Origin of the sequence: Lacrimispora sp. (assembly GCF_031982545.1) — a bacterium.
In the GTDB taxonomy this organism is placed as follows: Bacteria; Bacillota; Clostridia; order Lachnospirales; family Lachnospiraceae; genus Lacrimispora.
In genome coordinates this window covers 1-23,209 of record NZ_DALYXB010000017.1, presented here as the reverse complement: position 1 = coordinate 23,209, position 23,209 = coordinate 1, and the positions used below count along the sequence as shown (strand labels likewise).

Here is a 23,209-nt window from a genome sequence, read left to right as displayed (position 1 = left end):
CGCCCCATTACAAGGGGTTGGCCATATTATGTATGATAGAAAACTCCACCCTGCACAACACGCCAATGTTTTACAAGGGTGGTTTTTCTATGCCTGTTTCCAGGACTTTATAGAAAAACGCTACTTACAATTATAGAAAATAAAGGTAAGCAATGCTAAAATGAATGAGCCAAAGGCCATAAGGTCTTTAAATTCATATTTCATCCGCACCACCTCCTATCTCTGTAAAAATAGAAGGCCAACGTCCTTGCAGTGACACGATTGTTTATATCACTATGGTAACATATTCCACTTCAAGGTGCAATTGCTTTCCCTGGCATCAGGTCTTTTATTCTTAAGAGGTTCATATACTATCCTCCGGCATCTCTTGACAAAGTTGCAATGTGCTCTACAAACAAAGCCATTCGGCTTCCAAGTGCGAAAACCTGTTAATTGACTTTTCCTTTTCAATTCTGAATGGTTTGGATATCAGATGGTCACTATATGTAAAACCACCGGAGTTAAATTTATATGAATCCATGATATTTGTCACAGCCACGTAGCCATGCTCACAGATAAGGGGATTTCTCCGCATCTTATTGCGGAACGGACCGGTGATACGAAAGACATGGTCAACGACGTATAGGGCCATTTATACCCTAACTTATATATCGAAGTTGCAGAGATATTACAGGAAATAGTATTATATTCGTATCATACAAAAAATAAAACCGGAAAATCCCATAGATTACATAGGATACCCGTATTTTTGCATATAAACCTTAAATTTATATAAATTTTTTCACATAGTAATTGCCTTTTTGCTATAATATATAGTATAGTTATGTTGAGGAAGTATGTAAAAAATATTCACCATTTTAAAAAGAACAGGAAGTGATCCTATGAAGATAGAACGTATCAATGAAAATCAGATCCGTTGTACGCTTACCAGCTTTGATTTAAGCGTCCGAAACCTTAATTTAGGCGAACTTGCCTACGGCAGTGAAAAAGCCCGCAACCTGTTCCGCGAGATGATTCAAAAAGCCTCTAACGAAGTGGGATTTGAAGCTGAAGACATTCCTCTCATGGTAGAAGCAATTCCGTTATCCAACGAAAGCGTGATGTTAGTAATCACTAAAATTGATGATCCGGAAGAATTAGATACAAGGTTTGCAAAATTTTCACCAACAACAGACGAGGATTTGGATTCCATGCCTGCAGATCTGGCCAGTGAGCTTTTAGAAGGCGCTGATGGTCTGTTAAATCTGTTGGGAATAGACAAAAAAGAAGAGCCGGAAGAAGAAAAACCCAAAGAGCAATCAACCGCTTCCTCAGTGAGAATCTACTGTTTTCAGAGTCTGGATCAAATTTCTGATGCTGCAAAGATCATCGGACAGGTTTATGATGGCAGGAATACTTTATATAAAAAACCAAATACCAGACAGTATTATCTGGTAATACGTAACACACCTGAGAAGTCTCTGGACTTCAGCCGGGTATGCAATCTTCTTGCAGAGTACGGATCCAAGATCCATCAGGATTACGCCTCCGAAGCGTACTACAAGGAACATTACGAGGTCCTGGTTGAGGGGAATGCCCTTCAGTCACTTGCACAACTTTAATCCGTTCCTTTGTTCATAGTACTTCATCACATGCCAAAATGAGGTTCGGCCCGCCATGGGTCGAACCTCATTTTTAAATTTCTCCCTGATCCAGAAAATAAGAAGCAATTAAATCTAATGTAGCATCTGTCTCCCTGCAGGGTATTAATATCCAATTATGGAACATGCCAGCTCCTTTTTTATAAATCAGTTCTGTTCCTTTTAAACTACCCGCCTTTTCTGCAAGCAAATCACAATCCGGAGTCATAATATCTTCCGTTCCGGAAAATATCAGAATTTCACCCAGATTGTCCCAGTTTCCATAGATAGGAGAAACAAAAGGGTGATCGGTGGCCAGGGAGCCCCGGTAACGGATTCCCGTTTGTCTTAGCGTTTCTACCGGAAGGAGAACATCTGCCTTTTTAGCTATCTTAATCAGGGGATTATCCAGAGTGATATCTAACCACGGCGAAATTACCGCAGTTTTAACCGGAAGGGGTAAATTCTTATTATCCCGAAGCTCCTGTAAAAAGGAAAGTGCCAAACCGCCTCCTGAAAAATCTCCCCAAAAAAAGAATTGATCTTCCCTATACTCCTTAATAAGGCGGCTGTAAACATGAAGCAGATATTGGTGCACTTCTAAAGCTGTATATTCCGGTGACAGAGGACAGAAGGGAATGGTGACCTTCAACTGATGGGATAGAGCAAAATATTCTGAAAGCTCCAGATAACGGCTGGAAGGTTCCAGGGAATATGCACCGCCCGGCAGCATTAATATGTGCTTTTGGCTGGTATAGCTGCCGTTGATCGTGACTCCCCCAAAGCCATCTACACTCCACTCCTTCACCCGGATCTTCTTATTATAATGATCCCGGTCAATGACATTGCCGCCCCGTTTCGGAGCCATAAGCTCCGCTTCCATCTTTTTTTCTGCATTACCAAATCCTGCTAAAAATTTTGTCATTTGTATTTTCAGGCTCACGGCTGTCGTTCTCCTTCCCCTTAAAACTTATCAAGCCTTACAGGCTTTGTTTAATTTCCTTAACTCATGAATGATAAACTGACTGACCACTATTGCTGAAATGATATCTGCGGCAGGCCCTGCATACAAAATTCCAGAAAGACCAAAACGAAGAGGCAGAATTAAAATCAGCGGTATTAATAATAAAAGCTGGCGAAGCATGGACAAAATAGATGCTTTTAAAGGCTGTCCCGTTGACTGGAAATAGCTTGTGCTGACAACCTGAAAGCCCGCTGCAAATATTCCAAGCATATATATCCTTAAGCACCGTTCAGCAAACAGGTTAAACTGAGGATCCTCAGTGCCGAACAGACTTAAAATGGCTCCCGGGAACAGCTGACAGACCAGCCAGCCTAACACTGCCACGCTGGTTGCCGATGCTGCAGCAACCAAAAATGTTTTTCTCACCCTCTTTGGCTGGTTTGCACCTTTATTAAACCCAAAGATAGGCTGGGATCCAATTCCGATTCCAAGACAGATGGAGACTAAAATCATACCGATCTTATTGACAATACCCATGGCACTAAGCGCCACATCGCCACCTACAGCGGTCTGATTACCATAATACACCAGAGAATTATTCATGACAACCTGCAAAATGGTTGATGCAATCTGAGTAATACCGCTGGAGATTCCAAGTGGGAGCACCAGGCGGCATATTTCCGGATCAACACGCAGGATGCTTTTGCGATAGCGCATGTTTTTGCCTTTTTTCACAAAATACATGACTAAAACAACCGCTGAAATGATCTGGGATGTAATGGTTGCAATGGCTGCTCCTGTAACACCCCAGTGGAAAACAAAAATATAAACAGGATCCAGAATTGTATTTAAAAATGCGCCGGCCAGCATGGCATACATAGCGACAGACGGACTGCCATCAGTTCTTGCCATATTGCTTAATACCACCCCAAGCATATTAAACGGAGTACCTATTAACATAATGGAAGTATACTCTCTGGCATAAATCATGGTATTATCCGTTGCGCCAAAAAGCCTTAACATGGGATCCAAAAATATAAAACCAGCAGCTACTACAACAGCACTCGCTGCCAGGGTAAGAACCGTTACAGTACCAAGGGTTCTTTCTGCTTCTTCTTCCTTCTTTTCACCAAGCTTAATGGCGGCATAAGCACTTCCTCCTGCTCCAAGGAGTGTTGAAACTGCTAAAATGATAGTGACAATGGGAAATGAAATGGTAGTCGCAGCATTTCCCAAATAACCGATTCCCTGTCCAATAAATATCTGATCTACGATGTTATAGACTGAGTTTACCAGCATGGCGATTATCGCAGGAAGAGCAAACTGCATCAGCAGATGTCCGATTGGTTTATAGCCCAGGGGATTTCCCCCCTGATTTATCTTGTTGTGTTCCATAAATTATGTCATTCCTTTCCTTTTTGCCTGCTATTAAAGTGATGTGCATTATCTGCCATACGGACGAGCAGCCGCTCTGCTTCTTTGCGCTCTGCGCCTGTAAGTCCTTTTAAAATTATTTCTGCCCATTCATCTACACACTCCTGGGTCTTTTCTACAACCGGTTTCGCCCGGTCAGTTAAATAGATTCTTCGTATCCGCTTGTCCTCTTCTTCCGTTTCCGTCCGCACATAGCCCTCTTCTTCCAGCTTTTTTACTGCCCGGGTGGCTGTCGCCTTATCATAATTTCCGTTTAATGCCAGTTCATGAAGATTCATGCCCGGATGATTAAAAATCTGCAATAAAAAAAACTGTTGTCCACAGCCTATCTGAAAAGAAGATAATCGGTTAGCGTAAAACATATTATTCAGCCTTTGGAGGATGGAAATATATTTCCCGATATCTCTGTGTTTATCCAATTTATTCACCTCCTGGTGTTTAAACACGTACATACAAAAGCAATAATTCAAAAACAGCATATCACAAAATAGTTGCATTCGCAACTATTTTATTTAGGCAGATAAAAATTGGAAATGAGAAAAGGATCAGTCTTAAAGACCAACCCTTTTCTCTTATAATATTTCTCTTAATTTTTAAAGATCTGGCAGGTTTTGGCGCAGGCAGCTTCTGTTGCTGCACACCCTCCCAGTGCAGTTTCTCTTAATTCAAATGGAATAGAACGTCCAACAGTCATCATGGTATCCACCATCTGGTCAAATGGTATCAGCTGCCGGATTCCGGCCAGAGCCATTTCCGCACAGACCAGGGCATTGGAAGCACCGATTACATTACGGCTCTGACATGGGCATTCCACCAGTCCTGCTACCGGATCACAGACTAAGCCAAGTAAATTAACAAGTGCTGCGGAGGCTGCATCCATACATTGCCGGGGTGTTCCGCCCATAATTTCGGCAGCAGCTGCAGCTGCCATGGCAGAGGCTGCACCCACCTCGGCCTGACAGCCAGCCTGAGCACCTGCTACGGTAGCGTTCCTCATAATCAGGTACCCGATGGCACTTGCTGTAAAAAGACCGGATATGATCTGCTCATCATCAAGGGAAAACTCCTCCTCCAATGCAAGCAACAGGCCCGGAAGGACTCCGGAGCTTCCAGCTGTGGGCGCTGCCACGATCAACCCCATGGAAGCATTCACCTCAAGAACCGCCAGAGAATAAGTAATTGCTTTGGAAAGCATACTTCCGCATATGGATTTCCCCTGACGTCTTCTGTCCCTTACCTTTTTTGCCTCTCCCCCGATAAGACCTCCAATGGAGGGAACCGGTTCGTCTAACGGCTTATGGCAGGCTTCTTTCATGATTCGATAAGCTTCCTTCATCCGCCCCATTATTTCTTCCGAAGAGGCGCCATATTCACTGATTTCACGTTGAATCATAATATCGGAAATCGGGCAGCCATTCTCTTCGCACAATTGCAGTAATTCTTGTCCTGAAATAAAATCCATAGCTCCTCCTAAACCTGAATCAGCATTACATCTTCAACTTTTTCATGTTCCCGCAGTTTTTCAAGCAGCTCCTGGGGAATCTCTTCATCTGATTCCACTACAGAATAGGCAGTAGCCCCCTTCTTTTCCCGGTACAAACGCATAAATGCAATGTTAACATTTCTTTCACTTAAGCAGGTAGCGATATAGGCCACCATTCCGGGATAGTCCAAATGCCGGATTACCAGAGTGGAGTACTCTCCTGTAAAATCAACATCGACGCCATTGATTTTAACAATTTTTACCTTACCGCCGCCGATAGAAACTCCTCTTACGGACATGAAAGCCCCATCTGTGCCAGTTAAATGAATCTCTACGGTATTTGGATGAACTTCCGTTTCTTTTTCATTGGTAACAAAGGAATAAATAAGTCCCTGTTCTTCTGCCAGTTGAAACGAATTCTTAATTCTCAAATCGTGAGTCTCAAATCCCAGCATTCCACCCAGCAGGGCACGGTCTGTACCGTGCCCCTTGTAAGTCCTGGCAAAGGAACCGTATAGTACGAATTCAACCTCTTTCACAGTGCCGGGAAACAATTTTTTTACCAGAAGTGCGATGGCTACGGCTCCAGCCGTGTGGGAGCTTGACGGTCCTACCATATTGGGACCGATCACATCAAATATACTGATTGACGGCATATTAATTGCTCCTTTCAAAGCGTGTGGTTCTATTTTTCTTTTTTAATGTATTTGCGGTAGTAAGATTCTACCAGCGCACTGATTGCATTATCACCGGATACATTGCAGGCAGTTCCAAAGCTGTCCTGTGCAATATACATTGCCTGTAAAAGGCTGGCAATATCTCCCACTGCCGGAATTCCAACAATTGGGAAAAATGGAGTGGCAGTAAAGATAGATCCGCCCGGAGCTCCCGGAGATGCAACTAAAGCAACTCCCAGAACGCAGATAAATGGAAACAGTGTAAGGAAACCATGAGGCATTCCGTATATTAATAAAGTGGCTGTCACGCAGCAGGTAATGGTAATCATGGAACCTGCCATATGAATGTTGGCACATAACGGAACTACGAAATTACGGATTTCCTCGGAAATTCCGTTGCTTTCCGCACATTTAATATTAACCGGAATGGTAGCAGCTGAAGACTGGGTACCGATAGCCGTTAAATATCCTGGAATCTGATTCTTCATCATGGTAATAGGATTGCGTTTTGTTACAGTTCCTGCAAATGTAAATGCAATTAAAAGGTAAAGAAGATGCAAAATTATAACAACAAGGAATACCTTCCAAAGTACGGACATAATTGCAAATGTAGTTCCCTGATAAGTCATTTTTGCGAAAGTTCCGCAGATATACATGGGAAGCAGCGGGATAATGATACGGTTTAATACCTTGGTAATAATTTCAGATAAATCTTTAAATACATTATAAAGCGTATCCCCAATTTCCTTTCCTCTCATGGTACTGATTGATACACCCAGAACGAATGCCAATACTACTGCAGCCGTAGTCTCCAGCAGAGGAGTGATGGCCAGGGAGAAATACCCTTCTATGACCCTGTCACTTGCAGCGGCAACTTTGGAAACCACTTCCTCATTAACAAAGGTTGGGAAAAAGCTGCTGGCTACAAAATATGCAGCGCTTCCTGCAATCAGGGTAGATGTATAGGATATTCCCGCTGTAAATGCTAACAGCTTACCTGCCCCCTGTGACAAATCAGCAATACCCATGGTTACAAACGCAACAACCATCAGTGGAATGATAAACATTAAAAACTGTTTAAATAAATCTGCTGCTGTAATTAAAATGGAGATGACAAAGCTTGGAGAATACAGTCCCAACAGAATTCCGATTATGATGGCAATGATTAGTTTGGGTACAAGTCCAAGTTTCTTTTTACTTTTTTCCATTTCAATACCTCCCTTTCATTAGTGAATAAAATATTTTTTACTTCTCTTCGTATCAGTGTAATTTATTTTATCATAAAAATTTAATAAATGCAATATTTTTGTGTGATACAGCAAAAAATAAAATGCCCTGCATTATTTTTTGTTTATTTTAACAAACAATGCAGAACATTTCACTAATTTTATGATTCCCAAATTAAAATTTACTCATTTTTCTTTATCCGTAACAACTCCGGCATTTCTAATATGCATATAAACGGTATTTTTAGAAATGTCCAGATACTCCGCAACTTTGACCACCGCATCCTTTAAAGTAAAGACTCCCTGCTGGCACAGTATATTAATAATCTCTTTATTTTTAAGAGATGGCAGAATCTGGTCGTCCTCCATCACTTCGTTGCGTACCTCCGAAACCTTACTGTAAATCAGTTCATCCAGATTACTGGCAAATGTCTCAGTCTTTACCTGGGCACGGGATGTAATGTCAGGTATGAAGCCGGAAAGAATCTCCGAAAAATTAGTATTTAAATAAAAATTAATGCAAAGAAGACCGATAATCCGGCTTTCCTCTCCCCTTACAACAATCGTGGTTGATTTTAAAGGCTCTCCCTTCTTATTCTTTGTAAAATAAGAAATGTAACCCTTTTCACCTTCTTTTTTAATTTGTTCCAGCATCTGGAGTGCCAGATCCGTAATAGGCATACCCTCTGCCCGCCCGGTATGATGGCCATTAATGATTTTTATTACCGAATGCTCCGTATCTTCCAGACTGTGTAACACCATCTCGTAACCACTGCCCAGATAATCCGCCAGCCCTTCCAGTAAAACCTTATAGGAATCAAGTATAATCCGATCAATCAACGTCAAATGCACATTATAATCCTTCATTGAAACCCTCCTCTTTTCAGCTATATGAGGAAACACCCATAATTTTTATAGAATTATAGCATGCGCTAAAATATTTTTCAACATTATCACCAGATTCCAGATAAAATAATGTAAATTATTACATTAATAAAGTCCGAATCACTGAGATCCGGACTTTACATGTAAATATTTTTTTACTCATATCATTTTTTCATTCAAAAAGAAAAGAAGAGAAGCAAAATCGCCTGTTTCCTTAAAGAAACGGTTTCTGTTTATGGGAAGTCCCGCGTGCATCAGCTCACTTCCGTAATACTCCCCTGTATCGCCTTCAACAGTTACTTGATAAAGCACATCTTCACCAAGTCCGGCAAATTTTAATCTAAGCCATCCTGCATTGGCAGGATTTAAGGTCTGATAATAAGCGGCAATCGCCTGTTTCTGGTCCTCAGATACTACCATCCAAGCAGTATCATTTCCCTCAAACGGACTTTTCAGCCGGTAAAATGTGCCCTGGTGCAAAAGTTTCCGATTCTTTTTATAAATATCAATCTGCTCTTTTACCAGCTGCACTTCTTCCTCACTTAAATGATTTAAATCAAGTTCATATCCAAAGGCTCCAAAGAATGCTGCATTTCCCCTGGTTTTCAAAGGCGTATTCCGGTGAATCTGATGATTTGGAACGGCTGATATATGAGCTCCAATACTGGATACAGGGTAGACCATGCTGGTTCCATACTGAATTTTCAACCGGTCAATCGCATCTGTATTGTCACTGCACCACGCCTGAGGCGCATAATAAAGCATTCCGGGATCAAATCTGGCTCCTCCGCTGGCACAGGACTCAAACAAAATCTGTGGGAAATCATGAATTAAGCGGCTGTAAAGATCATAAACTCCAAGAATGTATTTATGCATCACCATTCCCTGCTCCTCCTTACCCCCGCCCCGTGAAAAGCATTCTGTAATATAACGGTTCATATCCCATTTAATATAAGATATTTTTGCGCCTTCTATCACATCTTTTAACATCTGGTAAACAGAATCTACGATTTCACTTCTGGAAAAGTCCAGCACATGCTGCTGCCTGCTGGGTGTTTCATAACGCCCCGGGGCGGATATAATCCAGTCTGGGTGTGTCTCATAGAATCTGCTGTTTTTATTGACCATCTCCGGTTCGATCCATAAACCAAACTTAAGCCCCATGGCTTCGATCTTCTCTGATAACCCGGATATTCCTCCCGGCAGCTTCTCCTTATTGACATACCAGTCCCCCAGACTGCGGTCATCGTCACTGCGGTCGCCAAACCAGCCGTCATCAAGCACGAACAGCTCCACTCCCGTTTCCTTTGCTTTTCCTGCAATGGAAAGAATCTTCTCTTCATCAAAATCCATATAGGTAGCTTCCCAGTTATTTAAAAGCACAGGCCGCTCCCGGTCTCTCCAGTATCCTCTGGCAAGTCTTGTTCTGTAAAGCCTGTGGTATATCTGACTCATGTAAGACAGTCCCCGATCACTGTATACCATAACAAGCTCCGGTGTCTGAAATGATTCCCCGGTTTTTAAAGGCCATTCAAAGGTATCCGGGTGAATTCCCATTAAAACCCTGGTTGTATCATGGGAGCAGACCTCTGCCTGGGCAAGAAAGCTTCCGCTGTAAACCAGACTGAATCCGTAAACAGTCCCGCTTCCTTCTGTGGCGTTTTTTTCCGCCAGTGCCAGAAAGGGATTATGTTCCGCGCTGCTGATCCCCCGCATACTGTAGACAGACTGAATCCCCTGTTCCAGCGGCCGCCGCTTTACATACCGTTCCCTGGACCAGGCACCAGACAAATGAATCATATCATAGTTTGATTCCGGTAAATCAACCGCTGCACTCATGGCATGTAACAGCACAATTTCCTCTGTTCCGTTATGTGTAAAACAGACATTTCTTGTAATCACCGGACGTTTTTCATATATGGTATAAGTGAGGATCAGATCTGTATCAATAAGATCATCATGAAGCCTGATTGTTAACGTGCATGCTTCTGAATCATCTTCCGTATAGGTAGCGGGAAGAGGTTCAATGGAAGGTTTGCCATTGCAAATGTTATGGTCAGCATAAGTAAAGTTTGTAGTCCTGCTGCCGTTCTCCTGTCTTACACTGTACGCACCGTACCGGTAATCTCCGGTTCCATATACCGGATATTCCTGCTTTGTATACTGCAGGCATAAATTGACGGGATAAGGGCAGCTGATTGCAGCATGGGGACGCTCACCTGTTTCGAAGAGATACTCAAAAGACTCACGGTCCCTGATTCGTTTCCCATAATACAGATTGCCCAGCTGGCCGTTTCCCATAATCTGAATGATATAACTGACAGACTGGTTATACAGATGAAACTCTTTTGCTTGTTGATGATAAATGATTGGCATAGTGTAAACTCCTTTATAATTTTCCTCCTGATGTTGCAATTCCTTCAATAAACTGTTTCTGGAAAATCAGGTAAATGATAACCATGGGAATACAGGCGAGCAAAGAAGCTGCCATAAGTTCCGGATAGTTGGTCACAAACTGACCCTGCAGCTTTGCAAGTGCTGCAGAAAGCGGCATGGTATTTTGTTCTGTATTGACGACTAATGGCCACATCAGTTCCTTAAAAGCAAACAATGCGGTGAATATTCCAAGCGCTACCATAGATGATTTTGTAAGCGGCGCCATTACATATAAAAATGCCTGACCGATATTGCAGCCATCAAGCCTGGCTGCTTCCTCTAACGATGCAGGAAGCCCCATATAAGCCTGACGAAGCAAAAAGGTTCCAAACGCTGTAACCAGTCCTGGGAAGAGGAGACCAAAGGAGGTATTTAACAGGCCCAGCCTGCCTACCATCAGATATTGTGGAATAATAAATATCTGGGATGGAACCATCATCTGGAATAATACCAGGGAAAATGCAAGATTCTTTCCTTTGAAATGAAGCCTTCCAAAGGCATATCCTGCCATGGTAGCTGTAAGTACTGCACAGACTACACGTTCTATAATAAGAACCAGTGTATTATAGTACAGCCTCAAAAAATTCATTTTACTCATTACAGATAAAAATGCATCCTTTCTCCATACAGAAGGAAAGATAATAAATGGATTCATCTGCGTCGCTTCAGACGCTGTTTTAAAAGCCGTAAGTATCATCCATAAGAAAGGAACCAGCATAACAACAGAGCCCACTGCAAGTACAAAGTATTGCAGTACTGACTTAAATCTTCTATTCTTATCCATCATTCTCCCCCTTAGTTGTAATTAACCCACTTCTTCTGGCAAAGAAGCTGGATTACTGTAATGAGCAGGATTACTAAAAGCAACAGCATGACAATGGCGGAACCATATCCTTTGTTTCCTTCAACAAAGGAATATTTATAGAACAGATAGACCAGGGACTGGGTTTTTACCAGTGCCGGATTGGATTTTTCCATCATCATATAAATACTGTCAAATACCTGCATGGCTCCAATTACTCTGGTCACAGTCACGAAAAACATGGTGGGGGAAATCAGGGGAAGGGTGATGTAGAAAAACTGTTTCACACCTCCGGCTCCGTCAATTTCCGCTGCTTCATAATAATCTCTGGGGATCTCCTGAAGACCGGCAAAAAACAGAACCATGTTGTATCCGATCACCGACCAGATTCCCACGATGGCTACGGAAATATAAGCAATTCCAGGATCTGAAATCCAGTTCACAGAGGAAAACCCGATTCGGTTTAGAAGGTGGTTAATCAAACCAAATTCTGAATTATAAAGCCATCTCCAGACCATGGCTACCGCTGCCGGGGCAGCCACCATTGGCAGAAAATAAATAGTCCTCCAGATGGAACGGCCTTTTATTTTTCCGTTCAGTATAACAGCAAGCACCAGCGCGATGGCAATGGAAAACGGCACTTCCACAAGTGCATACTTAAAGGTATTCCATAGAGCCTGCCAGACTGTACCGTCCTGTAAAAGCTTGCTGTAGTTACCAAGCCCTATGAATACATTTCCCTTACCAAAGGCTCCGGTTTTAAAGAAACTTTGATAGATTGTCTGAAAGATTGGTATAATATTCAAAATTATGAGGCCTGTCATGGTAGGCAGCAGAAACAGCCAGCCCCACAAAAATTCACTTTTTTCCCGTCTTGATACCGTTTTTTCTCTGTTCATGCAGTCCCTCCGCAAATTCGTTAAAAGGGGAGGCATCCGTTATACCTGCCTCCCCGACCATACCTATTCTTCCGCCAGCATGGCATTCATTTCCTTATCAATATCCTTGCAGACATCCTCGACACTCTTCTTTCCAGTCCATGCATCAATCAGTTTTTCATGCATCATGTTAGTCCATGCAACCGTTGATTTGGAGTATGGACGAATAACCAGATCATCCATCATATCCAGATATGCCTGTAAATTGAAGCTGGGGTATGCCTTAACCCAGTTAGCAGTGGTTCCCTGATAAGCAGAAATTACGATTCCAAGATCAGACTGTTTCTGCTGAGCTTCTTTGGAACCCATGTATTCAATCAGTTTCCATGCTTCCTCCGGCATGGATGTATTGGCAGAGGCTGCCCAGCCAAGACCATTATAGATAGACGCACGTCTTCCTGTGGTTTTATCCTTTGGAAGAACTGCAATGTCACAGTTTGCTTTTACGTAATCATTGTTGCAAAGTTCTGACAGCATCCAGGAGCCCTGGGTAATCATAGCTACCTTGCCTGCTTCAAATAACGCTTCTTCCTTATTCTCTGCAATTACCTCATAAGGAGGAGCATACCCGTCTTTCATAAGGTCGGTAAGGAACGTCAGAGCCTTTATGGTTCCCGGCTGTGTAAATCCGGAAGACTTTTTGTCCTCGCTGATTACGTAGCCGCCCATATCATAAACCGGGTTGCACCAGCCTGCCTGATCGTTGGTCGGATTAATTGCGAATCCATACTGGCTTCCATCTGCCTTGGTAAGCTTTTTCGCTGCATCTGCAAAATCATCCCAGGTCCAGTCCTTGCTTGGGTAAGAAATTCCAGCTGCATCAAACATGGTTTTATTATACCAGAGAGCAATTGTGTCTATATCCTTTGGTACTGCATACTGCTTGGTTCCCTGCCAGTTATAAATATCTACGATCTCTTTGGGGAATTTATCCATCTCAAGGGTTTTACTAGCTTTGATCCGGTCTGTTAAATCCAAAAGCATCTCATATTCTGAGTACCGTGCGATCTCATTGGAATGCATCCAGAATACATCAGGAAGGGAACCTCCCGTAGCACCTGCTTCCAGCATGGTCCAGTACTGATCCCATGGTGTTACCTGTATCTGTGTTTTAATTCCAGTTTCTTTTGTAAAATCAGCCATGATCTTTGTCAGACCTGGCTCCTGGTTTTTATCCCAGATCGCTACAGTCAGTGTTCCGGAAGAGCCACCTTTTTCCTTCTCTGTCTCTGCGGCGCTTGATTCCTGCTTTGTTTCCTGCTTGGTATCCTGTGATCCTGCAGTTGTTGCCTGGCCGCTGTTTTGCTGACCCATACATCCAATCAGTGCGGTTGCTGCAATAACTGCCATTGCTGCTGGTAATCCCCATCTCCGTTTCATTCTGTTACCTCCCATAATTTGTCACTTTCAATAGTTGCAAAAATTATACCCAGTACATTTTTGTTGCTTTTTGTTATTATAAACCTAATTATAATCGTTTCTTTGTTAATTTTATATAGATTAATGTGATTTTTATATGGCGTTATGTTACATTCATTCATCAGCCTCATGATACTGCTTTCTGTGCCGCAGTGGAGATTCTCCCTCTGCTTTTTGGAAACATCTGCAGAAAACCGAGGCATCGTGGAAACCACAGGAAAGGGCTGTTTCCGTTATACTTAATGAGGTGTCCTCTAAAAGCCGCTTCGCTTCAGACACACGGTACTGGGTCAGATAGTGCTTGGGAGATACCCCCTTGTGTTTCATAAATATCCGGTAAAGATAGGTACGGTCAATACCAATAAACCTCGCTACATCCGCAATCTGTATGGGATAGCTGTAATTATGCCGGATATAAGTTTCCGCCTGCTCAAGATAACTTTTTTCATATAGATCTGACTCTTTTGTATTACCTGGAAACCGGGAGAACAAAAGATAAAAATACCCCCTCATCTCGTCCATGTTATGGGCTGTGCTGTAAAAAGATTTTACGAGTGCCAGTATCATCTCCCTCCACTGGTTCCCATTTATAAAACGATAGCAGTATCCCGCTTCCTCTTTGCGGTATTCATAAACCAGACGTTCTGCCTCATTTCCGGAAAATGCCACCCAGGCATATTCCCAAGGATCTTTGTCATCTGCCTGATAATACGTTACTTCCTGGGGCTTAATTAAAAAAGCCTCCCCTGTTGAAAGCCTGTATTCTTTGTCAGCAATCCGGTAAATCCCCTTTCCTTTTAATATAACATGAAGGAGATAATGCTTGCGGACGGCAGGTCCGAAAAAATGACCGGGTGCACACCTTTCGTGACCGCAGTAATAGATGGTCAGTTCCCTTGCTGATTGATTCATTCTAAAACCTCCATGCAACAAAATGACAATTTTTAGAAACAAACTTCCTATCTTTTTATCTAGTGAGATTATACAATAACCTTAATAGACAGACAAGAAAAACAAGGAGGTAAAACGATGATTAAAATAACTTTTATGGGAGCTGGAAGTACGATATTTGCAAGGAATGTCCTGGGTGACTGCATGTGTACACCTGCACTGCGGGATGCCGAAATTGCCTTGTACGATATTGATCCCGTAAGGCTTACGGACTCACAGCTTATTTTAAGTGCAATCAACAAAAATGTGAATGACGGCAGGGCAGATATCCACACCTATTTAGGACCGGAAAACAGAAAAGAAGCTTTGTCTGGTGCTACCTTTGTGGTGAATGCAATCCAGGTTGGCGGATATGATCCATGCACCATCATCGACTTTGAAATACCGGAAAAATACGGCCTGCGCCAGACCATTGCAGACACGTTGGGAATCGGCGGGATCATGAGGGGGTTAAGGACGATTCCAGTTATGGAGGATTTTGCCAGAGATATGGAGGAGGTCTGCCCCAATGCCTGGTTTTTAAACTATACCAATCCCATGGCAATCCTGACCGGTTTTATGCAGCGGTATACCTCAGTTAAAACCATTGGTCTGTGTCACAGTGTTCAGGTCTGTTCGGAAAATCTGTTAAAAGAACTGGCTATGGAAGACCGACTGGATGGGCGGACAGAGCTGATTGCCGGAATTAATCATATGGCCTGGCTTTTAAATATTCATGACAGGAATGGCGAAGATCTCTATCCTGCCATCCGGCAGAAGGCTTTTGAGATGAATCAGGCTGGCGGACACAAGGATATGGTACGCTTTGAATACATACGGAATCTGGGCTATTATTGTACAGAATCCAGCGAACACAATGCAGAGTATAATTCCCTGTTTATTAAATCCCGCTACCCCCAGCTGATTGAAGAATTTAATATTCCTTTAAATGAATATCCCAGACGCTGCATCAAACAGATTAATGAATGGGAAGAAGAGAAAAAATCCATTTTAAATAACGGAGCCATTACTCATACCCGTTCACTGGAATATGCTTCCTATATTATGGAGGCGATTATAACCAATCAGCCTTATAAAATTGGCGGAAATGTTTTAAATCAGGGTCTCATTGAAAATCTCCCTTCTGATGCATGTGTGGAAGTTCCCTGTCTGGTGGATGGAAGCGGTATTACTCCCTGCCATGTTGGCCGTCTTCCAGTCCAGCTGGCTGCCATGAATATGACAAATATTAATCCTCAGCTGATCACCGTGGAAGCGGCTAGAACCAGAAGCAGGGAAATGATTTACCAGGCTGCCATGCTGGATCCCCATACCAGCGCTGAACTCAGCATCCGGGATATCCGGGCTATGGTGGATGAACTGATTGATGCACACGGTGACTATATGAGTATGTACCTATGACAATTCTTCCTCAAATAAGGTTTGCATGTAAAATCTGCTTCCTGTATAATAGATATGAATAATCAGTATCCGATTGAGGGGGCATAGCTTTGACTGAAAAACAGACGAGTTATAAAAGTGTGGCAGGATTCCGTTGTTTAAGAAACATCAAGCGTCAAACCAATGATTTGTATCTGGTTCACTGCGGCATTCAGCAGTGTCCTCCCGGATATACCTACAATCACAAGATTCCCAACGAATATCACCTTCACTTTATTTTAGGGGGAGCGGGTGTTCTTGAGACGGGAGGCACTCATTATGAGCTGGCGGCTGATGATATATTTCTGATACCAAAAGGGCAGCCGATTCAATATCATGCCGACTATGAAAACCCTTGGGAGTATATGTGGATCACCTTTGACGGTACTATGGCAGAAGCCTATTTAGGTTATGCAGGTCTGTTAAACGATCATTGTGCCATCCATTCCCAGATCCCCAACCGGTGCTATCTTCCCATGATACAGAAGATGCTGGACACCAACCAGCTGACCTTTGCCAATGAAATTAAGCGTGTGGGATATCTATATGAGATCCTGTCCACGCTGATTGAGACTCAAAGCAGCCTGCGTACAAGCAGGAATCAGTATGACTATTCCATTGATACTTATGTGGATTATGCCCTTCAGTATATTAAGATGAACTATGACCGTATTAAAGTTCAGGATATTGCAGATTATATCGGAATTAACCGTTCTTATTTAACATCAATTTTTAAAAAGAAGCTGGAAGTTTCTCCTCAGGAATACTTAATGAGATTTCGTTTAAACATTGCTGCCCAGGAACTTGCCGGCACTTACAGATCCATACAGGAAATTGCCACCAGCATCGGTTATGATAATCCGCTGACCTTTTCAAAGATATTCAAGCAGGAATATGGTGTGAGTCCCAGACATTACCGGGAAGAAAAAAAAGAGATTAAGAACGAAAAATGAGGAGGCAGATCCGGGGATCGCCTCCTTTTACTCTATCTGTCTGCTAAGACTTCATTAATCTGAGAAACCAGAACATCACAGTCAATTCCATGAACCTGACAAGCTTCCTCTAAAGACTCTCCCTGAGATGCCGGGCAGCCAAGACAATGCATACCTGCACGCATAAGCATGGGTGCAACGTTGTCATCCATCTCGAGTAATGCTCCGATCAGCATATTTTTATCAATCTGCATCTTGTATCCCTCCTTATAAAATTGTACATACTGTTTTTATAATATAATACTTTTTCATGCAATTAGCAAGGGTTTCATTTCCTTTTTTCTCTGAAACCCTTATAGAAAAATTTATCAATAAGCGCTATTGACATTGTATACAGTATTCATATATAATGTATTCATACAAAGGTCGTAGGAATTATAACCTTTGATGACACTTATTTATTATTGACACTTATTATAAAGATTTTTTATGGAGGTACAAACAAATGAGACCGGAATGGAGAGCTTTTAACAACGGCATCTGGGAACACGAGATTAACGTCAGAGACTTTATTCAGAAGAACTATACCCCTTATGATGGGGATGATACTTTCCTTGCAGGACCGACCAGAAAGACAGAGGAACTGTGGGCACAGGTTATGGAATTAAGCAAACAGGAGCGTGAGGCAGGCGGTGTCCTGGATATGGATACAAAGCTGGTTTCCACTATTACTTCTCATGGCCCGGGGTATTTAGACAAGGACAAAGAAACAATTGTAGGATTTCAGACAGATAAGCCTTTTAAGCGTTCCCTGCAGCCTTACGGCGGTATCCGAATGGCAGAAAAAGCATGTGCAGACAATGGATATACCATTGATTCTGAGGTAAAGGAATTTTTCAACATTCACAGAAAGACTCATAATGCAGGCGTTTTTGATGCCTACACTGAGGAAATGCGTAACTGCCGTTCCAGCCACATTATCACCGGACTTCCGGATGCTTACGGCCGCGGACGTATTATCGGTGATTACCGAAGAGTCGCTCTTTACGGAATTGACCGTCTGATCGAAGATAAGGAAGAACAGAAGAATACAACCCGTACTACCATGTATTCCGATGTAATCCGTGAAAGAGAAGAATTATCCGAGCAGCTCCGTGCTTTAAAGGAATTAAAGAAACTTGGATCTATTTATGGATTTGATATTTCAAAACCTGCCATGAATGTAAAGGAAGCGATTCAGTGGACTTACCTGGCTTACTTAGCTGCAGTTAAGGAGCAGAACGGTGCTGCCATGTCCCTTGGACGTACTTCTACTTTCATTGATATTTATGCTCAGAGAGATTTGGAAGAAGGCACTTACACAGAGGAAGAAGTTCAGGAATTTGTTGATCACTTCATTATGAAGCTTCGTCTAGTGAAGTTTGCACGTACACCAGAATACAATGAGCTTTTCTCAGGAGATCCTACCTGGGTAACAGAGTCGATCGGTGGTGTGGGAATTGACGGACGTCCTCTTGTAACAAAGATGTCCTTCCGTTACCTTCATACACTTGAGAACTTAGGCACTGCACCAGAACCGAATTTAACAGTTCTCTGGTCCACAAAGCTTCCTGATAACTTTAAGCGTTTCTGCGCTAAGACTTCCATCGCATCCTCTTCTATTCAATATGAGAATGATGATTTAATGAGAGTTACCCACGGTGATGACTATGCCATTGCCTGCTGCGTATCTTCCATGAGAGTGGGAAAAGAAATGCAGTTATTCGGAGCACGTGCCAACCTGGCAAAATGTCTTTTATATGCCATCAACGGCGGTGTGGATGAAATCACAAAGAAACAGATAGGCCCGAAATACCGTCCTGTTACTTCTGAATATTTGGATTATGATGAAGTAATGGATGCTTATAAGGATATGATGCAGTGGCTTGCAAACGTTTATGTAAATGCGTTAAACATCATTCACTATATGCATGACAGATACAGTTATGAGCGCATTCAGATGGCTCTTCATGATAAAAAAGTAACCCGTTGGTTTGCAACTGGAATTGCTGGTCTTTCCGTTGTGGCTGACTCACTTTCCGCTATTAAATACGCTAAGGTGAAAGCAATCCGTGATGAAAATGGCATTGTTGTGGATTATGAAATTGAGGGAGATTTCCCGAAATACGGAAACAATGACGACCGCGTGGATCAGATTGCAAATGATCTGGTACACACCTTCATGAACTTTGTGAAGTCAAATCATACTTACCGCGGAGGAATTGCTACAACTTCCATCTTGACAATTACTTCTAATGTAGTATATGGTAAAAACACAGGAGCAACACCTGACGGACGTAAGAAGGGTGAAGCGTTTGCACCAGGTGCAAACCCAATGCACAGAAGAGATACTCATGGTGCAGTCGCATCTCTGGCTTCAGTGGCCAAGCTTCCATTTAAGGACGCTCAGGATGGTATCTCTAACACCTTCTCAATCGTACCAGGAGCTCTTGGCAAAGAGGATAAGATCTTTACCGGAGACTTGGAAGTGGATCTTGAGCTGGCTTTAAGCGAGGACCAGAAGTAAGGAGTGGCTGTTATGGCAGATCCAAATGAAAAACAAATTGATGATATCGTTTCAATGCTGGATTCCTTTATGACCAACAACGGCGGTCATATGAATATTCTTGTAGCTGAGGACGGTACCGTAAACGCCCATAAGACTATGGCAAAGACAGTTACGACAACTAATTCTCTTGACTGTGCCGAAGGCGATGTAGCCTGCCGCGTTCCTACCCTGTTTCAGGGCATGGACCGGGAAGAGGATGAACAATAGTCAGGAGTATCAAATGAACGAAAACACATAAGGAGGATAATGCAATGGCAAATATCAGTGAATCTCAAATCGACAATCTCGTGAACTTATTAGATGGCTATGTAGAAGAAGGCGGACATCACTTAAATGTCAATGTCTTTACAAAGGATACTCTTCTGGACGCACAAAAGCATCCGGAGAACTATCCTCAGCTGACCGTTCGTGTGTCCGGTTATGCAGTTAACTTTATCAAGCTTTCAAAAGAACAGCAGGATGAGGTTATCTCCCGTACATTCCACAGCAATATGTAACAATCAGAAAAGAAGGCGAAGCACTTATGACAGGACGTATCCATTCCATTGAAAGTTTTGGTACCGTCGACGGTCCAGGCGTGCGCATGGTGGTATTTTTTCAGGGCTGCCCCATGCGCTGCCAGTACTGCCACAACCCGGATACCTGGGAACTGGCAGGCGGCAGTCTGATGACAGTTGAGGAAATATTAAAGCAATATGAGTCGTCCCGGCATTTTTACCGGGGCGGAGGTATCACAGCCACAGGCGGTGAGCCGCTGATGCAGCTGGATTTTCTTACCCAGCTGTTTGAAGCAGCAAGAAAAAAGGATATTCATACCTGTCTGGATACCTCTGGAATAACATTTAACAGAAGCAATGAAGAATATGTAAAGAAAATCGACCGTCTTCTTGCTTCAACCAGCCTGGTCATGCTGGATATCAAGCAGATCAATGATATCCGGCATCAACCCTTAACTGGTCATTCCAATGCAGCTATTCTGGATTTTGCCCGCTATCTTGATGAAAAAGAAATTCCTGTCTGGATCCGTCATGTGGTGGTGCCCGGCATCACAGACGAAGCGGCAGATTTATACCATCTTGGACGCTTTATCGGACAGTTAAAAAACGTGAAGGCCCTTGATGTCCTTCCCTATCATGATATGGGAAAGGTAAAATATGAAAGTATGGGGATGGATTATCCGCTGAAAGGCGTTCCACCTTTATCTAAGGAAGAGGCTCTATCTGCTAAGAAGATCATTCTTACCGGAATCAGGGATGCCCGGACTAATGCGCCTGATCCCTATTGCTCCTAAAATTAAACATTAATTGTTACATTTTCTACTTGATTAAATTTTATTAATAGTATAAAATATAGAAAAATGTATAGAATATAAGGAGGTTATTTATCATGGCACGTGTTATTAGTGACGCTTGTGTTAGTTGCGGTTCATGCGAAGGCGAATGCCCAGTAAGCGCTATCAGCCAGGGTGATTCTCAGTTTGTTATTGATGCAGATGCTTGTATCGATTGCGGCGCATGTGAAGGCGTATGCCCAACAGGAGCTATTTCTGAAGCTTAATAATTTGAATACATATATGCCTCTTCCGTAAGGGAGGGGCATTTTGTTATTGATTTCCATATCTTTTTATTATCACTAATGTTAGTTGTGAAAGGAAGTTAGTATGAAAAAACCGCTGATAGGATTGACACCTGCCCACGATACGGATAATAATGATATTAAGATGAGACCCACCTATTTACGGGCTTTAAAGGCTGCGGGGGGGATTCCGGTTGTTATGCCGCTGGAGGCTGATGAGGAAGAACTGAAGCAGCTGGCTGATGCGTTGGATGGTTTTTTGTTTACTGGAGGACCGGATGTTCATCCGTTTTTGTTTGGTGAGGAAACACAGGTACACTGCGGGAATGTATCGGAGGCAAGGGATCGGATGGAGATTGAGCTGCTGCCATTTGTTCTGGAGAAACAAAAGCCGGTTCTTGGGATTTGCAGAGGGATTCAGGTGTTGAATATCGCTATGGGCGGGACGATCTGGCAGGATATCTTTTCTATGACAAAATCGGACTTTCCTATCGCACATACGCAGCCATTTGCATATCATATGCCCAGCCATACGGTTTCTTTGAAAAAGGGAACGATGCTAAGGGAAATCGCTGGTATGGATACATTACGGGTTAACAGCATGCATCATCAGGCGGTAAAGGATTTGGGGCAGGGTCTGATTGCATCGGCTTACTCTCCGGATGATTTGATTGAGGCGATTGAAATGCCTGGTTATCCCTTCTTTGTGGGTGTTCAGTGGCATCCGGAATATCTATGGGAAAAGAATGAGGAAGCTTTTCGGCTTTTTAAGAGGTTTGTGGAAGCTTGCTGAGAATTAAGACGTTCTGAAAAATCCGCAGTTTACACGTTCAGTGGCAACTGCGGATTTTTTGCCTGAGCCGCTTTTCGGCTCTTTTTATCTGAAAGTGAGAGAATGTTATAACTTTTTTCCGTTTCGACCAAATTTCTTTTTGCGATTAAAGAAGGGGATCTTGGATGCTGCAGCTTCTGCACGGCCTTTGTTGTCTTTCTGATAGGTACGCATTAGCTCGTCCAACTGTTTGTAGCGCTCTTCTTCTTTTTCTTCTTTCAGGTTCATTAAGTACTCCATTTCCTTAATGACCTTGTCATTGACCAGACTGCTGACGTCCTGGCTCAACTGCTCATTATTTAACTCCAACGCACGTCCAATGATGTGATTCATGATTTCCTGAAACTGTTCCATCTTTCCCTGTGCAATAGAGACCTGTGCTGTGTTATGTACCTCCAGGCCCGACTCGCCGTCTTCTCCGGCTAATCCACTGTCTTTTAATTCCTGGGTCATCTGCCCCTCCAATAACTCATCAGGTATAACCGGATCCTTTCCGTCCCCAATGACTTTTTCAAGCGCTGTCTTAATGGCTTTTAACTGATATCCCTTTTCCTTTAAGTCCTTGATCTGCTTGAATAAACGGATGTGTGCTTCGGTGTAATACCGGTGTCCCATTTCATTCCTGGGAATGTTTAACTCTAGCTCGTCCTCCCAGTATCTAAGGACATGGGATTCTACATCAACCTTTTTTGATGCATCCGATATTAAGTAATGTATCTCAGCCATAGCTATATCCTCTCCTTTGGTTCGTTTAGTTTTCATAACCTTACTATTTATATCTTATGCGGGTATGATACGGATTATGAATAAGATGTTGAAATTTTTTATGGGAGGGAAGGGAATTTTCGAGGGGGGTGGAAAAAATAAGAGGCTTGAGAGGACGGTAAGCCGCAGGAACCATCTGGTTGAAAAATTGTTTCACAATTTTTCAACCAGATGGGGAGCGTTCGCTCCATAGAAAAAGGGGTAGCCCCTCTGGGAAAAACAAATGCATTTGTTTTTCCCAGAG

Annotated in this window: 23 protein-coding genes; 9 read left to right on the top strand and 14 right to left on the bottom strand. The window is 42.7% G+C overall.

Annotated features, from left to right (window positions below):
• Window positions 1-881: 881 nt before the first annotated feature.
• Entirely contained in the window at window positions 882-1,601 is a 720-nt protein-coding gene (locus ABS301_RS22755; RefSeq protein ID WP_349674361.1) for an adaptor protein MecA, read from the top strand.
• 73 nt (window positions 1,602-1,674) lie between these two features.
• Here the strand turns inward: ABS301_RS22755 and ABS301_RS22750 are convergent, their stop codons facing one another.
• From ABS301_RS22750 to ABS301_RS22695, 12 genes are all read right to left on the bottom strand, one after another.
• On the bottom strand, window positions 1,675-2,562 hold the full coding sequence (locus ABS301_RS22750) for an alpha/beta hydrolase fold domain-containing protein (protein ID WP_349674360.1): 888 nt from the start codon (window positions 2,560-2,562) through the stop codon (window positions 1,675-1,677).
• A 30-nt stretch (window positions 2,563-2,592) separates the two neighbouring features.
• Window positions 2,593-3,978, bottom strand: coding sequence for an MATE family efflux transporter (locus tag ABS301_RS22745; RefSeq protein WP_349674359.1), 1,386 nt, complete (start codon window positions 3,976-3,978; stop codon window positions 2,593-2,595).
• Window positions 3,979-3,986: 8 nt separating this feature from the next.
• A complete protein-coding gene (locus ABS301_RS22740) occupies window positions 3,987-4,445 on the bottom strand; it encodes a MarR family winged helix-turn-helix transcriptional regulator (RefSeq protein ID WP_349674358.1) in 459 nt (152 codons plus the stop codon).
• 158 nt (window positions 4,446-4,603) lie between these two features.
• The gene (gene sdaAA / locus ABS301_RS22735) at window positions 4,604-5,479 is read right to left on the bottom strand and encodes an L-serine ammonia-lyase, iron-sulfur-dependent, subunit alpha (protein ID WP_349674357.1); all 876 of its coding nucleotides are present in this window, start codon (window positions 5,477-5,479) and stop codon (window positions 4,604-4,606) included.
• 8 nt (window positions 5,480-5,487) lie between these two features.
• Window positions 5,488-6,156: an L-serine ammonia-lyase, iron-sulfur-dependent subunit beta gene (gene sdaAB, locus ABS301_RS22730; protein ID WP_170822479.1), complete on the bottom strand. Its 669-nt coding sequence runs from the start codon at window positions 6,154-6,156 to the stop codon at window positions 5,488-5,490.
• Between the two features lie 29 nt (window positions 6,157-6,185).
• Entirely contained in the window at window positions 6,186-7,385 is a 1,200-nt protein-coding gene (locus ABS301_RS22725) for a dicarboxylate/amino acid:cation symporter (RefSeq protein ID WP_349674356.1), read from the bottom strand.
• Window positions 7,386-7,589: 204 nt separating this feature from the next.
• Complete coding sequence (locus tag ABS301_RS22720) at window positions 7,590-8,270, bottom strand: helix-turn-helix transcriptional regulator (protein ID WP_349674355.1); 681 nt, start codon at window positions 8,268-8,270, stop codon at window positions 7,590-7,592.
• A 177-nt stretch (window positions 8,271-8,447) separates the two neighbouring features.
• Window positions 8,448-10,664, bottom strand: coding sequence for an alpha-galactosidase (locus ABS301_RS22715; RefSeq protein WP_349674354.1), 2,217 nt, complete (start codon window positions 10,662-10,664; stop codon window positions 8,448-8,450).
• Between the two features lie 13 nt (window positions 10,665-10,677).
• Entirely contained in the window at window positions 10,678-11,508 is an 831-nt protein-coding gene (locus ABS301_RS22710) for a carbohydrate ABC transporter permease (protein ID WP_277409907.1), read from the bottom strand.
• A gap of 11 nt (window positions 11,509-11,519) precedes the next feature.
• On the bottom strand, window positions 11,520-12,425 hold the full coding sequence (locus ABS301_RS22705) for a carbohydrate ABC transporter permease (RefSeq protein ID WP_170822484.1): 906 nt from the start codon (window positions 12,423-12,425) through the stop codon (window positions 11,520-11,522).
• Between the two features lie 63 nt (window positions 12,426-12,488).
• Window positions 12,489-13,844: an ABC transporter substrate-binding protein gene (locus ABS301_RS22700; protein ID WP_349674353.1), complete on the bottom strand. Its 1,356-nt coding sequence runs from the start codon at window positions 13,842-13,844 to the stop codon at window positions 12,489-12,491.
• A 153-nt stretch (window positions 13,845-13,997) separates the two neighbouring features.
• Window positions 13,998-14,795: an AraC family transcriptional regulator gene (locus ABS301_RS22695; protein WP_349674352.1), complete on the bottom strand. Its 798-nt coding sequence runs from the start codon at window positions 14,793-14,795 to the stop codon at window positions 13,998-14,000.
• Between the two features lie 117 nt (window positions 14,796-14,912).
• Between ABS301_RS22695 and ABS301_RS22690 the strand changes: the two genes are divergently transcribed.
• Both ABS301_RS22690 and ABS301_RS22685 read left to right on the top strand, forming a co-directional pair.
• Entirely contained in the window at window positions 14,913-16,235 is a 1,323-nt protein-coding gene (locus ABS301_RS22690; RefSeq protein WP_349674351.1) for an alpha-glucosidase/alpha-galactosidase, read from the top strand.
• Between the two features lie 89 nt (window positions 16,236-16,324).
• A complete protein-coding gene (locus tag ABS301_RS22685) occupies window positions 16,325-17,206 on the top strand; it encodes an AraC family transcriptional regulator (protein ID WP_349674350.1) in 882 nt (293 codons plus the stop codon).
• A gap of 32 nt (window positions 17,207-17,238) precedes the next feature.
• Here the strand turns inward: ABS301_RS22685 and ABS301_RS22680 are convergent, their stop codons facing one another.
• A complete protein-coding gene (locus ABS301_RS22680) occupies window positions 17,239-17,439 on the bottom strand; it encodes a DUF1858 domain-containing protein (protein ID WP_104437798.1) in 201 nt (66 codons plus the stop codon).
• Between the two features lie 251 nt (window positions 17,440-17,690).
• Between ABS301_RS22680 and pflB the strand changes: the two genes are divergently transcribed.
• The 6 genes from pflB (at window position 17,691) to ABS301_RS22650 (ending at window position 22,161) form a co-directional block, all read left to right on the top strand.
• The gene (gene pflB, locus ABS301_RS22675) at window positions 17,691-19,751 is read left to right on the top strand and encodes a formate C-acetyltransferase (protein WP_349674349.1); all 2,061 of its coding nucleotides are present in this window, start codon (window positions 17,691-17,693) and stop codon (window positions 19,749-19,751) included.
• A gap of 12 nt (window positions 19,752-19,763) precedes the next feature.
• On the top strand, window positions 19,764-20,000 hold the full coding sequence (locus ABS301_RS22670; RefSeq protein WP_349674348.1) for a hypothetical protein: 237 nt from the start codon (window positions 19,764-19,766) through the stop codon (window positions 19,998-20,000).
• Window positions 20,001-20,044: 44 nt separating this feature from the next.
• Window positions 20,045-20,290 carry an autonomous glycyl radical cofactor GrcA3 gene (gene grcA3, locus ABS301_RS22665; RefSeq protein WP_104437801.1) on the top strand — a complete coding sequence of 82 codons (246 nt, stop codon included), beginning with the start codon at window positions 20,045-20,047 and terminating at the stop codon, window positions 20,288-20,290.
• A 26-nt stretch (window positions 20,291-20,316) separates the two neighbouring features.
• The gene (gene pflA, locus ABS301_RS22660; RefSeq protein ID WP_349674347.1) at window positions 20,317-21,084 is read left to right on the top strand and encodes a pyruvate formate-lyase-activating protein; all 768 of its coding nucleotides are present in this window, start codon (window positions 20,317-20,319) and stop codon (window positions 21,082-21,084) included.
• Between the two features lie 95 nt (window positions 21,085-21,179).
• On the top strand, window positions 21,180-21,350 hold the full coding sequence (gene fdxA / locus ABS301_RS22655; protein ID WP_025231031.1) for a 4Fe-4S ferredoxin: 171 nt from the start codon (window positions 21,180-21,182) through the stop codon (window positions 21,348-21,350).
• A 103-nt stretch (window positions 21,351-21,453) separates the two neighbouring features.
• Complete coding sequence (locus tag ABS301_RS22650; protein WP_349674346.1) at window positions 21,454-22,161, top strand: gamma-glutamyl-gamma-aminobutyrate hydrolase family protein; 708 nt, start codon at window positions 21,454-21,456, stop codon at window positions 22,159-22,161.
• A 105-nt stretch (window positions 22,162-22,266) separates the two neighbouring features.
• On the opposite strand, the gene ABS301_RS22645 is transcribed toward ABS301_RS22650, so the two are convergent.
• A complete protein-coding gene (locus ABS301_RS22645; RefSeq protein ID WP_349674345.1) occupies window positions 22,267-22,926 on the bottom strand; it encodes a helix-turn-helix domain-containing protein in 660 nt (219 codons plus the stop codon).
• Window positions 22,927-23,209 lie beyond the last annotated feature (283 nt).